The 13205-nt window shown below is 71.8% G+C and carries 12 protein-coding genes; 10 read left to right on the plus strand and 2 right to left on the minus strand.

What is annotated here, in order from left to right; translation table 11 throughout:
* The first annotated feature begins 8 nt into the window (after positions 1-8).
* Positions 9-1043, plus strand: coding sequence for a hypothetical protein (locus ACAX67_RS08885; RefSeq protein WP_370703446.1), 1035 nt, complete (start codon positions 9-11; stop codon positions 1041-1043).
* On the opposite strand, the gene ACAX67_RS08890 is transcribed toward ACAX67_RS08885, so the two are convergent.
* On the minus strand, positions 1037-1753 hold the full coding sequence (locus ACAX67_RS08890) for a sulfotransferase family protein (RefSeq protein ID WP_370703447.1): 717 nt from the start codon (positions 1751-1753) through the stop codon (positions 1037-1039). The two genes, ACAX67_RS08885 and ACAX67_RS08890, sit on opposite strands and share 7 nt — an antisense overlap.
* Before the next feature lie 197 nt (positions 1754-1950).
* Between ACAX67_RS08890 and ACAX67_RS08895 the strand changes: the two genes are divergently transcribed.
* Genes ACAX67_RS08895 through ACAX67_RS08915 form a run of 5 tightly spaced genes read left to right on the plus strand, consistent with a single transcriptional unit; the run spans position 1951 to position 7489 of the window.
* Positions 1951-2871, plus strand: a complete 921-nt coding sequence (locus ACAX67_RS08895) for an NAD-dependent epimerase/dehydratase family protein (protein ID WP_370703655.1) — start codon at positions 1951-1953, stop codon at positions 2869-2871.
* On the plus strand, positions 2868-4160 hold the full coding sequence (locus ACAX67_RS08900) for a hypothetical protein (RefSeq protein WP_370703448.1): 1293 nt from the start codon (positions 2868-2870) through the stop codon (positions 4158-4160). Before ACAX67_RS08895 ends, ACAX67_RS08900 begins: the two co-directional genes overlap by 4 nt.
* Positions 4144-4923, plus strand: coding sequence for a glycosyltransferase (locus tag ACAX67_RS08905; protein ID WP_370703449.1), 780 nt, complete (start codon positions 4144-4146; stop codon positions 4921-4923). The genes ACAX67_RS08900 and ACAX67_RS08905 overlap by 17 nt, the downstream gene beginning before the upstream one ends.
* Positions 4920-6839, plus strand: coding sequence for a glycosyltransferase family 4 protein (locus ACAX67_RS08910; protein WP_370703450.1), 1920 nt, complete (start codon positions 4920-4922; stop codon positions 6837-6839). Before ACAX67_RS08905 ends, ACAX67_RS08910 begins: the two co-directional genes overlap by 4 nt.
* On the plus strand, positions 6836-7489 hold the full coding sequence (locus tag ACAX67_RS08915; protein ID WP_370703451.1) for a glycosyltransferase: 654 nt from the start codon (positions 6836-6838) through the stop codon (positions 7487-7489). The genes ACAX67_RS08910 and ACAX67_RS08915 overlap by 4 nt, the downstream gene beginning before the upstream one ends.
* Before the next feature lie 6 nt (positions 7490-7495).
* On the opposite strand, the gene ACAX67_RS08920 is transcribed toward ACAX67_RS08915, so the two are convergent.
* Positions 7496-9517 (minus strand): phosphoadenylyl-sulfate reductase, encoded by a 2022-nt coding sequence (locus tag ACAX67_RS08920; RefSeq protein ID WP_370703452.1) that lies wholly within the window; start codon positions 9515-9517, stop codon positions 7496-7498.
* Positions 9518-9630: 113 nt separating this feature from the next.
* Between ACAX67_RS08920 and ACAX67_RS08925 the strand changes: the two genes are divergently transcribed.
* From ACAX67_RS08925 to ftsY, 4 genes are all read left to right on the plus strand, one after another.
* Positions 9631-11046, plus strand: a complete 1416-nt coding sequence (locus tag ACAX67_RS08925; RefSeq protein ID WP_370703453.1) for a hypothetical protein — start codon at positions 9631-9633, stop codon at positions 11044-11046.
* The gene (locus ACAX67_RS08930) at positions 11039-11770 is read left to right on the plus strand and encodes a glycosyltransferase family 2 protein (RefSeq protein ID WP_370703454.1); all 732 of its coding nucleotides are present in this window, start codon (positions 11039-11041) and stop codon (positions 11768-11770) included. Before ACAX67_RS08925 ends, ACAX67_RS08930 begins: the two co-directional genes overlap by 8 nt.
* Positions 11771-11836: 66 nt before the next feature.
* Positions 11837-12025, plus strand: a complete 189-nt coding sequence (locus ACAX67_RS08935; RefSeq protein ID WP_370703455.1) for a hypothetical protein — start codon at positions 11837-11839, stop codon at positions 12023-12025.
* Positions 12026-12041: 16 nt separating this feature from the next.
* The gene (ftsY, locus tag ACAX67_RS08940) at positions 12042-13187 is read left to right on the plus strand and encodes a signal recognition particle-docking protein FtsY (protein WP_527890998.1); all 1146 of its coding nucleotides are present in this window, start codon (positions 12042-12044) and stop codon (positions 13185-13187) included.
* The last annotated feature ends 18 nt before the right edge of the window (positions 13188-13205 follow it).

The raw sequence follows: 13205 nt of genomic DNA on the forward strand, positions 1-13205 counted from the left end.
CACCCGGAGTGGTCCTCCACGTCGGCACCGGCAAGACCGGGACGACGTCGATCCAGGACCTCTTCAGGCTCAACCGAGCGGCTTTCGGTGAGCGCGGCATCCTCTACCCACGGACCCCGGGGATGGCGCGCCACCTCAAGCTGGGCCTGTCGTTCCGCTCCGACGAGGAGTACGACGCGATGCCGGCGTGGCACCACCTGCGCGCCCAGGAGCCCCAGCACTTCCGCCGGCGCTTCCACCGCCGGCTCCTGCACGAGATCGCATCGGCCGCCCCGGAGCGCGTCGTGTTCTCGGACGAGGCGATCTACGCGCTCCCCGGCGAAGCGCTGCGGCGGATGCGGGTCTTCCTGGCCGAGCACTTCGGCCCGGTGCACGTGATCGTGTACCTCCGCCGGCAGGACGACCACCTCGTGAGCTTCTACCAGCAGCAGGTGAAGGTGGGGGAGACGCGGCGGATCGCCGAATTCGCGGCCGCTCCGACGTATCCCTACGACTACGCGCGCCAGCTCGCGGAGCTGCGCGAGACCCTGCAGCCGGACGCGATGACGGTGCGCCGGTTCGAGCGGGACCGGTTCGTCGGCGGACGGCTGGAGGACGACTTCCTCGAGGCCGCGGGCATCGAGGACCCGGGGCTCCAGCGGGGCCGGATGCGCAACCAGAGCCTGGATGCGACCACGGTGGAGTTCCTCCGCATCTTCAACCTCCACGAGGTCGAGCACGCCGGCGCGGTGGTGGGCGTGATGGACCACCGCGACCTGGTGCGCGTGCTCGAGGAGCGTTCGGCCGGCCCGCAGCTGACCCTGCCGGAGGCGGTCCTCGACGACTTCATGGCCCGGTGGGACGAGTCCAACCGCTCCGTGGCCGAGCAGTGGTTCGGCGAGCCCACGCTGTTCGCCCCCCGCAGGCGCGGTCAGGTGACCGAGGCGCAGGAGATCGACGCGACCGCCCTGGAGGAGCTGATGCAGGTCGCCGGGTTCCCCGAGGACGTCCGGGAGCGGATGCGGGACATCGCCCAGCGCGAGTCGCTGCGGTCTGCTCAGTAACCGAACAGCTCGTAGTCCCTGGCGTACAACGCTCGGACCCGCTCTTCGAGGTCGGGCCGGGACGCGAGGAGGTCGTCGGGCGCTCGCCTGGCGACATTGCGGGCCTCGACGGGCACGAGCGGGAGCCCGGCGGCGACACGGATGTGCTCGAGGTCGTCGGCAAAGGTCTCGATCCGGCCGATGTGGTCGTAGTCGACCAGGTCCGTCATCACGTTGATGTGCTGAGGGCGCCAGTGGGGGTCCATGGCAGTGAGCGGGTCCTGGCGCTCGATCGCGGAGATGAAGTCTTCGATGCTGACGCTGCGCCTGATGTCGGGCTCCTGCCCGAGAAGCTCCTGGATCTCGGTACGCCAACGCTTGGGCTTCTCGATCTTGTCGCGGTACACCGACACGAAGCGGCGCAGCGGGTCACGGACGAACGTGAAGCGATAGGCCTCGCCGGAGAGCAGCTGGCCGATGCGTCGTGTTCCGACCTCACGAGGACGCGGCAGACGGTTCTCGGTGTGCACGTTCCCTGGGCTGAAGTCGTGCTCGCCCGTGTAGATCCGATCGAGCCACAGCAGGACCGTGGAGCATGCCGCCTTGGCGTTCCTCACGTAGACGACGCGGTGCTCCGGGAGTGCCTGCACGCGGTTCGCCGGCGACAGGTGCGGGTAGCGGGTCCGCATTGCTCGCCAGGTCACCGGCGGCTTGGCGATGTCGGGTCCCACGGGGTCTGCTCCTCGGTCGCAGAGGCGCTCGGAACGGGCAGGATAGCGGCCTCGGAGGCTCATTCGAGCGGATGAACCTCGTGGCATCTTCACAGAAACCTCGCGTCACACCCGTTTCGGTCGTTAGCGTGTGTCCCTGCACCGGTTGTTAAGGTGTCCCGCTGCCTGCTGACAGAAGGGGTCTGGATTTGAAGCGCGTGCTCATCACCGGGGGCGCCGGCTTCATTGGTGTCCACCTGGCTGATCACCTGGCGCAGGCCGGGGACTACGAGGTCAGCGTGCTCGACAACGAGTCGCTCGGCCATCGCAGGCACCTCGACCTCGAGCGGGTGCGCTTCGTCGAGGGCGACCTCCGCGACCGCGCCGACGTCCGGCGCGCGTTGGCCGGGCAGGACGCGGTGGTCCACCTGGCCGCCCACACCCGCGTGATCGACAGCATCCTCGACCCCGCCGACAACTTCGAGAACAACGTCATCGGCACCTTCAACCTGCTGGAGGAGAGCCGTGCCGCCGGCGTCGGCCGGATCGTCGCCGCTTCGACGGGCGGCGCGATCGTCGGCGACGTGCCCCCGCCCGTGCACGAGAGGATGGCGGCGCAGCCGACGTCGCCGTACGGCGCCTCCAAGCTGATGATGGAGGGCTACCTCAGCGCCTACGCCGGTGCCTATGGCATCTCCACCTGTGCGCTGCGGTTCTCCAACGTCTACGGGCCGCGCAGCTATCACAAGGGCTCCGTGGTCGCCCACTTCTTCAAGCAGATCATCGCCGGCGAGCAGCTGGTGGTCTACGGCGACGGCAGCCAGGCACGCGACTTCCTCTACGTCCGCGACCTGGTCGAGGGCATCCGGGTGGCCGTCGACAGCGACGCCGTCGGCGCCTACCAGCTCGGCAGCGGCAAGCCGACGACGGTCAACGAGCTCCTCGAGCTGATCCGCGACGCCACGGGCAGCGACCTCGACGTGCTCTACGAGGACTTCCGCACCGGCGAGGTCCGCTACACCTGGTGCGACATCGACAAGGCTCGCGACGGTCTCGGATTCGACCCGGTCACCCCGCTCGACGAGGGGATCCGCCGCACATGGGAGTGGTTCCAGGCCTACGGCTCGGCACGCTCATGACCGAAGCCGCGTACGGCCGTCTCCGGCGTCGCCTGCGGCGCTGGAACGATCGCGTCGGGACCTCCGACGCACCGGCCGCACGCGCGACGGACGGTGAGCCTGCGCCGATCCCGACCCACCTGGGCCCGGCCTTCGACCAGCGCGTGGCCGAGGCGCTCGAGCGGCAGCAGCCGGCCGGCCGCGACGCCGACTACGACGTCGTCCGCGACCACTTCGACATCGCGCACTACCTGCTGCAGGCGCCCGCTCTCCTCGACAACCCCGACGTCGACCCGATCCAGCACTTCCTGCGCCTGGGCCCGGGAGTGAAGCTGACGCCGACGCCCGGCTTCTCCACCGACTCCTACCTCAAGCGTCACCCCGAGCGCCGGACCGGCGACGCCAACCCCTACGTCGCGTGGTTGCGCGAGGGCCGGGCCAAGGGCGAGGTCGCCGAGCCCGTGATGGGAGTCGAGAAGCTCGCGGCCGTGCTCGGCAGCACGACCGAGGAGGTCGTCGAGCAGATCAGCGAGCGTCGCACCGACGTCGTACGCCGGCTGCACCACGGGAAGCTCGGCGAGATGTTCGCCAAGGCGGCCGAGCTCGAGCCTCTCGTCGGCGAGCTCTGGGCGGAGGTGCCACGCCCGCGGATGATGCCGATCCCGTGGCTGGTCGTGGCCGACCAGCTCGGCGCGCTCCACAGCAGCCAGGAGGCGCTCGGCTTCGAGAGGGCCCGGATCGTGCTCGTGGTCGAGGACGCCGACGACGCTCTCGTCGAGCGCCTGCGCGACGGTCTGTGCGCGGAGGTCGACCCCCACGACGTCGTCGTCGTGACGACGGGGCCCAACGCGGGTGGAGGCGACGCCACGGCAGGCGGCGTCCGTCGCGTCGACTTCGCCGAGACGGCCCGTGGGCTGGGCCCGATCATGACCCAGCAGGTGCTGGTCGAGCTGCTCCGCTCGCTGTGCGCCGACGCGATCGTGGGCGTGGAGTCGCGTCTGTTCCTCGAAGCGCTGACGCCGTACGGCCGGGCGCTGAAGGCCTCGGAGCGGATCTTCCTCGGCTTCAGCGGGCTGCGGCGCAGTCGGCTCGGACATCCGGCGGGTGCGTCGGCACGCTACTTCTACCGGCACGCCGAGCTCGTCGACGCGGTCATCGTCGACAGCGAGGAGACCGAGGACCGGCTCATCGAGGACTACGGGCTGCCGAAGGCCGTCGCGCAGAAGCTCCGCGCGGTCGCCGACGACGAGGCCCTGGCCGAGATGGCGCGCGAGCTGTTGTGGGAGGTCCCCGATGGCCACCACGACTGACGCGCCCGACGTCTCGCTCGTCGTCACGGCGCACAGCGAGACCGTCGTGTGCGGCCCGACCATGCGCTCCGCCGACCTGGCCGTGGCAGCCGCTCGTGCGCAGGGCTACGAGGTGGAGACCGTGATCGCGCTCGACGTCGCCAGCGACGAGACCCGGGAGTACTTCGACCAGCAGCGCTTCGACCACTGGGAGCGGTGGGACTTCCAGGAGGCCGACCTCGGACGGGTCCGCAACGCCGCCGTCGCCCGCGCCACCGGGCGCTACATCGCCTTCCTCGACGCCGACGACCTCTTCAGCGAGAACTGGCTGGCGGAGGGCATCGCGGTCCTCGACGAGGCCGCCGCGCAGGGTCGCCGGGCCATCGCCCACCCCGAGCTCAACGTGATGTTCGACGGCGGCAACTCCGTGCTCGTCCACATCGAGCAGGCCTCGCCGCTCTTCACGCCGTGGTTCGCCTACCTGCGCAACTACCACGACTCGCTGTGCCTCACGCCCCGCGAGGCGCACCTGGCGATCCCCTACGTCTCCCGCGACATCCCCAACGGGCTGTCCTTCCAGGACTGGCAGTTCTCCATCGAGACGATGGCGGCCGGGTGGGAGCACGTGCTCGTGCGCGACACGATCATCTTCAAGCGCCGCCGCGACACCTCGCTGGGGCAGGAGAGCAGCATCCGCCGGTCCATCGTGCGCAAGCTGCCCGCGATGGCGATCGACCGGGTGCACGACCTCGCGCGCGTCGGGAAGGCGTCGGAGACCGCGTGAGCCGGTCGAGGCAGTGGGCGGACCGGCTCCGCCGGACGGCCAGCGCCCCGAGCGCGGCGCAGCAGAGCCCCTCGCCCGACGTCGAGGAACGGCTGCGCTGGTGCGTGCACCCGCGCCTCTACCTCGCGCAGCTCACCTCGGGGGAGCGCGCCGACCTCGGCGCGGAGCCGGGCGTCGACGCGGTGGCCGAGCACTACCTGACCCATGGCGCCGCGCGCGGGCTGCGCGTCTCGGCGTTCTTCCACCCGCAGACGTACGACGACCGGCTGGCCGAGCACGACCTGAGCATCCCCGACGGGGAGGTGCCCTTCCTGCACTGGTTGCGCACCGGCTGGGAGCACCGGATCGTGCCGACCCCGCTCTTCGACGCGGACTGGTACCTCGAGCACCACCCGGTGCTGCGCACGCACCCGCGCTGGGTCCTCCACCACTACCTGACCCGCGGCTGCTACCAGCCGCAGTGGGTGCCGAGCCCGGCCGGCCGCCACCACGGCGGCGCGCCCGACGACGAGGCGATGCAGCGCCACGACCCCCTCCTGCTGCCCGAGCTGCTGCACCGTGCCGACGAGCACGACCTGCGCGAGTCCAGCTGGCTGGAGGAGGGCGTGCTCGCCGTGCTCCGCAAGCGCGCGCGCCTGCACAGCCCGGCGCTCGCGGCGCAGGTCGCTCGCGCGGCCGAGCTCGAGCCGGGGCTGCACGCCCCGCTGCGCGTCGAGCAGCCGAGCGTCGCGCCGCCGCACGCCCACCTCGGCACGCGGATGGCGCGCGAGCTGGCCGACGCCCGCGAGGAGCTCGGCCTCGACCAGGTCGACACCGTCGTGCTGGTGCCGCACTGCCGGATGAGCGGCGCCGCCCGGGTCGCCGGCGTGCTGACCGACGCGGTCAGCGCCGCGACGTCGCCCGACCGGGTGGCGGTCGTGGTCACCGACCTCCCGATCTTCGAGCGCCCGCGCCTGTTCCCCGACGGCGTCCGCGTGCTCGACCTCGCCCATCGCCTGACCGGGGTGGCCCAGCCGGTCCGGCGCGACCTGCTCGACAGCCTGGTCCGCAGCCTCCGCCCGCGCCGGGTGCTGGTGGTCAACAGCCTGCTGGGCTGGCAGCTGGTCTCGGAGCTCGGAGCGGAGCTCAGCCGGGTGACCGACCTGGGCGCCTACCTGTTCACCTGGGAGGTCGACGAGCAGGGCCACCGCTACGGCTTCCCGATCGGGCCGTTGCAGCAGAGCCTGGAGCACCTGTCGTGGTTGCTCCTCGACAGCGAGCGCCTGCGTGACGAGATCGTCGACCGCTACCTGATGCCGAGCGCGACCCGCGCCCGGCTGCACTTCCTGCGCACGCCGCTCGCCCCGTCGGAGGTCGACGTGACGGGTGTCCTCGAGCGGCGGCGGTCCGCGGGCGCGCCGGTCCGCGTGCTCTGGGCAGGCCGCTTCGACCGCCAGAAGCGCTTCGACCTGGTCGTCGAGGTCGCGCGACTGCTGCCCGACGTCGAGATCCACGCCTATGGCAAGCCGGTGCTCAGCGACGTCGACCTCCACCCCGACGACCTGCCCGCCAACATCCGGCTCATGGGCGTCTACGACGGGTTCGACACGCTCCCGCTCGACGAGGCCGACCTGCTGCTCTACACCTCCGCCTGGGACGGCATCCCCAACGTCGTGCTGGAGGGTGCGCAGAGCGGCCTGCCGATCGTCGCGAGCGCGGTCGGCGGAGTGCCCGAGGTGATCACCCCCGAGACCGGCTACCCGGTCACCGACGTGGACGAGCCGGCGGCGTACGTCGACGCGATCCGCACGCTCCTCGGCGACCCGGGCGGGGCGACGCGCCGGGCGGCGACGCTGCGCGAGCGGGTCCACCGCGACTTCACCGTGGAGCAGTACCGCTCCGCGGTGGCCGCCCTGCTGGGGGGAGGGGAGTCGTGACCGCCGACGTCTCCGCCGTGCTCGTCGCGACCGGCGAGGGGCCTCGGGCGGGCATCGCCCTCCACGGCGTCCTGGACGCCGCCGCGGCCGCGCGCAGCGCGGGACTGGCGGTGGAGGTCGTGGTGCTGCTCGCCGACGCCTCCAGCGGCACCCGCGCGGCTCTCGGCGAGGCCGCGGAGCACGGTGCCCGGCTCGAGACGATCGGCGTGGGCGAGCTCGGGGCCGCGCGCAACTACGCCGTCGCCGCGGCGACCGGCCGATACGTCGCGCTCCTCGACGCCGGCGGCCTCTGCTCGGCCAACTGGCTCCACGCCGCCCACGCCGTCGCCGAGGCCGATCCGGAGCGGACCGTCGTGCACCCCGAGGTGCACTGGTTCTACGAGCAGGGTCGTGAGCTCTACTTCCCGCCCGACCAGGCCGACCCCGGGTTCGACCCCGCCATGGTGGCGCTCGGCAACTGCTGGGACGCGCAGACCTTCGCCGCGGCGGAAGTCCACCGCGCGGTGCCTCACCCCGAGCTCGACGCGGGCGCGGAGCCCGGCGACCTCGACTGGGCATGGACCCGGGCGACCCTCGCCGCAGGCCTCCGGCACCGACTCGCCCCGGACACCCTCAGCTTCCGCAGGCGTCGCCCGCGGACCCTGCGCTGACGCGCGTCAGTGCGCGGGAGCGGGCGTGCCCGCCTTCGCGGCCGCGGCCTCCGCGCTCCACACCGAGACGCACGGGATCTTGTCGCGGTCGCAGCGGTCGGCGTACTTCTTCGTGATCTCGGCGACCTCCTCCATCAGGCCCTCGCTGAGGGTGATGGGGGTGAGGCCGAGGTGGAGGAAGCGGTCGTTGGCGACGTGGAGCTCGTTCTCGTCGGCCTCGTTGCGCGGGTTGGGCAGCAGGGCGATGTCGACGCCGGTGCGGTCGGAGATCATCTTCGCCAGGTCGCGCACCCGGTGGGTCTCGGTCATCTGGTTGAAGACCGAGACGCGGTCACCCTTGGCCGGCGGGTTCTCGATCGCCAGCTGGATGCACTGCACGGTGTCCTGGATGTGGATGAAGGCGCGGGTCTGGCCGCCGGTCCCGTGCACCGTCAGCGGGTAGCCGATGGCCGCCTGCATCAGGAACCGGTTGAGCACGGTGCCGTAGTCGCCGTCGTAGTCGAAGCGGTTGATGAGCCGCTCGTCCTGGCGCGTCTCCCTGGTCTGGGTGCCCCACACGATGCCCTGGTGGAGGTCGGTCGCCCGGACGTGGTCGTTCTTCGCGTAGTAGGCGAAGAGGAGCTGGTCCTGGGTCTTCGTCATGTGGTAGATCGAGCCCGGGTTGGCGGGGTAGAGGATCTCCTGGTCGACCAGGCCGCTCTCGCCGGCGTCGACCTTGACCTGCAGGTAGCCCTCGGGGATCTTCATGCCGGCGGTGCCGTAGCCGTAGACGCCCATGGTGCCGAGGTGCACGACGTGGATGTCGAGACCCGACTCGACCACCGCGGCCAGCAGGTTGTTGGTCGCGTTGAGGTTGTTGCTCACCGTGTAGCGCTTGTGGCGGCTCGACTTCATGGAGTACGGCGCCGCCCGCTGCTCCGCGAAGTGCACCACGGCCTCCGGCTGCCAGTCCTCGAGGAGGTCGAGCAGGCGCTGGTAGTTGACCGCGACGTCGATGTCGTGGAAGGCGATGTCCTTGCCGGACACCTCCTTCCACGTGCGCAGCCGCTCGCCCATGGGACGGATCGGAGTCAGCGAGGAGACCTCGAGCTCGATGTCGATCTTGCGACGCGACAGGTTGTCGACGATCGCGACCTCGTAGCCCTGAGCGGACAGGTGAAGTGCCGTCGGCCAGCCGCAGAACCCGTCCCCACCGAGGATCAGTACCCGCATTGCATCTCCTTCGTCACTTGGTGCCTTCTCAGCGAAGATCTCATGTTCGTCCAGCCCCGAGGCCCGACCATTCTGCGACACGGGGGTCTCGTTGTCTGACAACGGGGCTGCTCCGGCGCGCTCGAACCGGCCGGTCAGGGGATTGAGGTGGATGCCGCACTCCTTGATGGAGTCGACCTCCCACCACCACCGACCTGCCCGTTGCTCCTCGCCAGCGGAGATCGCACGGGTGCAGGGAGCGCATCCGATGCTGGTGTAACCGCGGTCGTAGAGCTCGTTGTAGGGCACCGCGTGGTCGCGGATGTAGGCCCAGACCTGATCGGTCGTCCAGTCGAGCATCGGGTGGAACTTCTGCATGCCGTTGGTCGCGTCCCACGTCGAGACCTCGAGGTCGCGGCGGGTCTCGCTGTGCTCGCGACGCAGGCCGGCCAGCCAGGCGCGCTTGCCCTGCAGGGCGCGCTGCAGCGGGGCCACCTTGCGGACCGCGCAGCAGCCCTCCCGCAGCTCGACGCTCCCGTAGAAGCCGTTCTGGCCGTGGGTGGAGGTCCACTCCAGGACCTCGCCGGGGTCGGGGGAGAGCATCTTGACGACCGGGCCGTAGCGGCGGTGGACACTGTGGGCGAGCGCGTGGGTCTCCTCGGGCAACCGCCCGGTGTCGACGCTGACGATCTCGATGTCGAGCCCGTGCCGCGCGATCAGGTCGGTCATGACCATCGCCTCGGGCCCGAAGGCGTTGGCGAGCACCGCAGGCGCCCACTCGACCTCGATCATCTTGAGGAGCGCCAGCGTCTCGTCGAGCGCGTCGCTGTAGTCCAAGATGGGTGTGCCTTCAGGCTGAGATGCGGGGAGAGCCGGCTCGGCCCTGAGCGGAACCGAAACGCGATGCTAGCATCGCGGCGCCGTCGACCACCCCTGAGGAGGCCCTGCCGATGAGGTCGATCCGGCGACGACGACGCCCGGATCCCGGGTCCGGCGCAGCCGCCTCCGATCATCTCGACAACGGCGACCCCGGGGCGTGGAGCGCCACCGCCGACAGCCTCCCGCGCGAGCTGCTCCCGGCCGACCACCGGCACCGCGCCGAGCGGCCCGCGCTGGCCCGCCGGCTGCGCCAGGTCGCCCACCCGCGGTTCTACGCCGCCCAGGTCGGTGAGCCCGCGCTGGCGGGCGACGTCGACGCGGCGACCGCGCACTTCCTGGCCACCGGCCTCGCCGCCGGTGCGCGGATCAGCGGCCTGTTCAACCCCGACGTCTACCGCGAGCGGCTCGCCGCGCGTGGCATCGCCGTCGCCCCCGGTGTCGATCCGTTCCTGCACTGGCTCACGGTCGGCTGGGACGAGCGGCTGGTGCCGACGGTGCTGTTCGACGAGGACTTCTACCTCGCGCGCCACCCCGACCTCGCCAACGGCCCGGAGTGGGCCTTCGCGCAGTACGTCCGCGCCGGTTGCTACGCCCCGGGGCGCTCGCCGACGCACTTCGGGCCCAACTACGGGGGAGTGCCCGCGCCCGACGCGCGTGAGCGGCAGGACCCGCCGCTGGTCGACGGGCTCCTCCACCGTGCCGGCGACTACGACCTGACCCGCACCAGCTGGCTCGAGGAAGGTGTGGTCCGGGGCGCCGGCAAGCTCGCCGCCCTGGCCTCGCCGCAGATGCAGGCCCTGGTCGCCAAGGCGGCGGCGATCGAGCCGATGATCGCGGAGCCGCCCCGCGAGCGCTGGGTGAGCTGGCCGCCGCACACCCACCCGATGCTGCTCCCGACCGCTCACGCGGAGGACGTACGACGGCAGCTCGGTCTCGTGCGCGCCGACACCGTGGTCGTGGTCCCCGGCGGCACCGAGGCGGGCGCCGGTCTCACCGCGGCCGCCGCCGCGCTGCACGAGGCGGAGCCGGGCTCGAACGTCCTCGTGGTGACGACCGACGACCCGCGCCAGCCCGACCTCGGGATCAAGGCCGAGACGGTCGACCTCCGCGTCCCGTGGACCGGGGCGACCGAGCACCGGCGCCTGCTCGGGCTGCTCGACCTCGTGCGCGGCGTCCGGCCCCGGCGGCTCGTCGTCGCGGGAAGCGCGCTCGGATGGCGGTTGCTGTCGTCGTACGGCACGACGCTGGGCAACGAGATGTCGTTGGCGGCCGTGCTCGCGCCGTCGGCCGACGGCGAGCTCCCGGTCGACGACTTCCAGGGCTGCTTCGACCTCCTCGACTGGGCGGTGACCGACACCGAGGCGCTGCGCGAGGAGCTGTGCGCGCGCTACCTGCTGGCCGAGGCGGCCTGCGCTCGGCTGGTCAGCGTCGCCGCCTGCGCCACGACCCTGCCGGAGCTGGTTCTCGGAGGAGGCGACGATGGCTGACGTCGCGGCGATCATCACCGGGCACGCCGAGGGTGTGATGGCCGGGCTGTCCTTCCGCAGCCTCCTCGACGCCGTCGAGGTGGCGCGGGCGGGCGGGCTCGAGGTCGACGTGCTCGTCGTGCTCGACAACCCGACCGAGGCCACCCGAGCGGTCTTCGCGGAAGCCGAGAGCCGCGGCGCCACCGTCGCCGAGGTCTCCTACGCCGACCAGGGGAAGGTGCGCAACAGCGCCGTCGAGCTCAGCACCGCCGACAACGTCGCCTTCCTCGACGGCGACGACCTGTGGAGCGAGAACTGGCTCGCCGAGGCGCACCGGTTGTGCGTGACCGAGCCCGCGGCCATCGCCCACCCCGAGCTGAACTGGTTCTTCGGTGGTCAGCAGAACCTCTACTTCCTCCCCGACCAGACCGACCCGGCCTTCGACCCGGCGCTGCTGCGGATCGCGAACCCGTGGGACGCCCTCTGCATGGCGCCGCGGCGGGCCTACCTCGAGCACCCCTTCACGGCGCGTGCCGTGAGCGAGGGCTACGCCTACGAGGACTGGCACTGGAACCTCGAGACGTTCGCCGCCGGTTTCGTGCACCGGGTCGTGCCCGGGACGATCCACTTCAAGCGCCGGCGCGAGGGGTCGCAGTACGTCCAGGCCAGGGCGAGCAGCGTGCTCACCCGTCCCAGCGACCTGCTCGACTACGCGTGGTGGGCCGAGCGCGACCGTGTGCGGTGAGCGCCCTGCGGTCCGGTAGGTTCGGGGTGTCGGGCTGATCGTCACCTACTCGGAGGAGTCCCACCCGTGCTTTTCGTCGTGATCGCCATGCTGCTCAGCCTCGCCGTCGCCGGCCTGGTCGTGGCCTACGTCGCCTTCCCGCACCGAGGGGAGACGATGCCGGCGGTGCCGTGGCTCGGTGACGCGCTGGGCAGGGCCGTCGACGCGGTCCCCACCCTCGACGAGGACGAGGTCGACCTGCTGAAGGTGCGGTGACGTCGCTCCTGCGAGGATGAGCGCCATGGAGTGGATCATCCTCAGCGCCGTCGTCGGTGTCGCGCTCGTCCTGCTGCTCGTCGTCCTCGGCGGCGTCGGACTGCTCACCCGCAGCGCGCCCGGCCGGACGCCGAAGGTCGAGCCCCCGCGCACGGCGCCGGGCGATGTGCTCGCCCCTCCTGCGGACACCGAGGCGCCGGCCGAGCCGGCTCCCGAGGCGGAGGTCGCCGCACCGACGCTCGAGCGGCCGGAGCGCCCCGCGTCCCGGCTGGTCCGGCTGCGGCAGCGGCTCGCCGGATCGGGCACGCTCGGCCGCGGGCTCCTCGGCCTGCTCAGCCGCGACCAGCTCGACGAGGACACCTGGGAGGCGATCGAGGACCTGCTCCTCGGCGCCGACATCGGCGTGCAGCCCACGCAGGAGCTCGTCGAGAGGCTCCGCACCCGGCTCCGGGTCGAGGGCAGCCCCGACGCCCGCACCGTCCTCCGCGAGGAGCTGGTCGCCCTGGTCGACCCGTCCATGGACCGCGCGCTGCACGTCAGCGGCAGCGACGGCAACCCGGGCATCGTGCTCGTCGTCGGGGTCAACGGCACCGGCAAGACGACCACCGTCGGCAAGCTCGCCCGCATCCTGGTGGCCGAGGACCGCTCCGTGGTGCTCGCGGCCGCCGACACCTTCCGCGCCGCTGCGGCCGACCAGCTCGGCACGTGGGGCGAGCGTGTCGGCGTCGAGGTGGTGCGTGGTCCCGAGGGCGGTGACCCCGCGAGCGTGGCCTTCGACGCCGTCAAGGAGGGCGTCGACCGGGCGGTCGACACCGTCGTGGTCGACACCGCCGGCCGGTTGCAGAACAAGCAGGGCCTGATGGATGAGCTCGGCAAGGTCAAGCGGGTCATCGAGAAGCTGGCGCCGGTCACCGAGGTGCTGCTCGTGCTCGACGCCACCACCGGCCAGAACGGCCTGGTGCAGGCGAAGGTCTTCTCCGAGGTCGTCGACGTCACCGGCATCGCCCTGACGAAGCTCGACGGCTCCGCCAAGGGCGGGATCGTCGTCGCCGTACAGCGCCAGCTCGGCGTGCCGGTGAAGCTCGTCGGTCTCGGCGAGGGGCCCGACGACCTGGCGCCGTTCGACGCCGGCGCGTTCGTCGACGCCCTGCTGTCGGCCTGACGCCGGCGCCGCCCGTGC

Origin of the sequence: Nocardioides candidus (assembly GCF_041321175.1) — a bacterium.
GTDB lineage: Bacteria > Actinomycetota > Actinomycetes > Propionibacteriales > Nocardioidaceae > Nocardioides.

What these genes read in the sequence shown, in the direction of transcription:
- ACAX67_RS08905 (WP_370703449.1), top strand. Translation starts at nt 4,144, where the DNA reads ATGGCCACCACGACTGACGCGCCCGACGTCTCGCTCGTCGTCACGGCG.
- ACAX67_RS08925 (WP_370703453.1), top strand. Translation starts at nt 9,631, where the DNA reads ATGAGGTCGATCCGGCGACGACGACGCCCGGATCCCGGGTCCGGCGCA.
- ACAX67_RS08930 (WP_370703454.1), top strand. Translation starts at nt 11,039, where the DNA reads ATGGCTGACGTCGCGGCGATCATCACCGGGCACGCCGAGGGTGTGATG.
- ACAX67_RS08900 (WP_370703448.1), top strand. Translation starts at nt 2,868, where the DNA reads ATGACCGAAGCCGCGTACGGCCGTCTCCGGCGTCGCCTGCGGCGCTGG.
- ftsY (WP_527890998.1), top strand. Translation starts at nt 12,042, where the DNA reads ATGAGCGCCATGGAGTGGATCATCCTCAGCGCCGTCGTCGGTGTCGCG.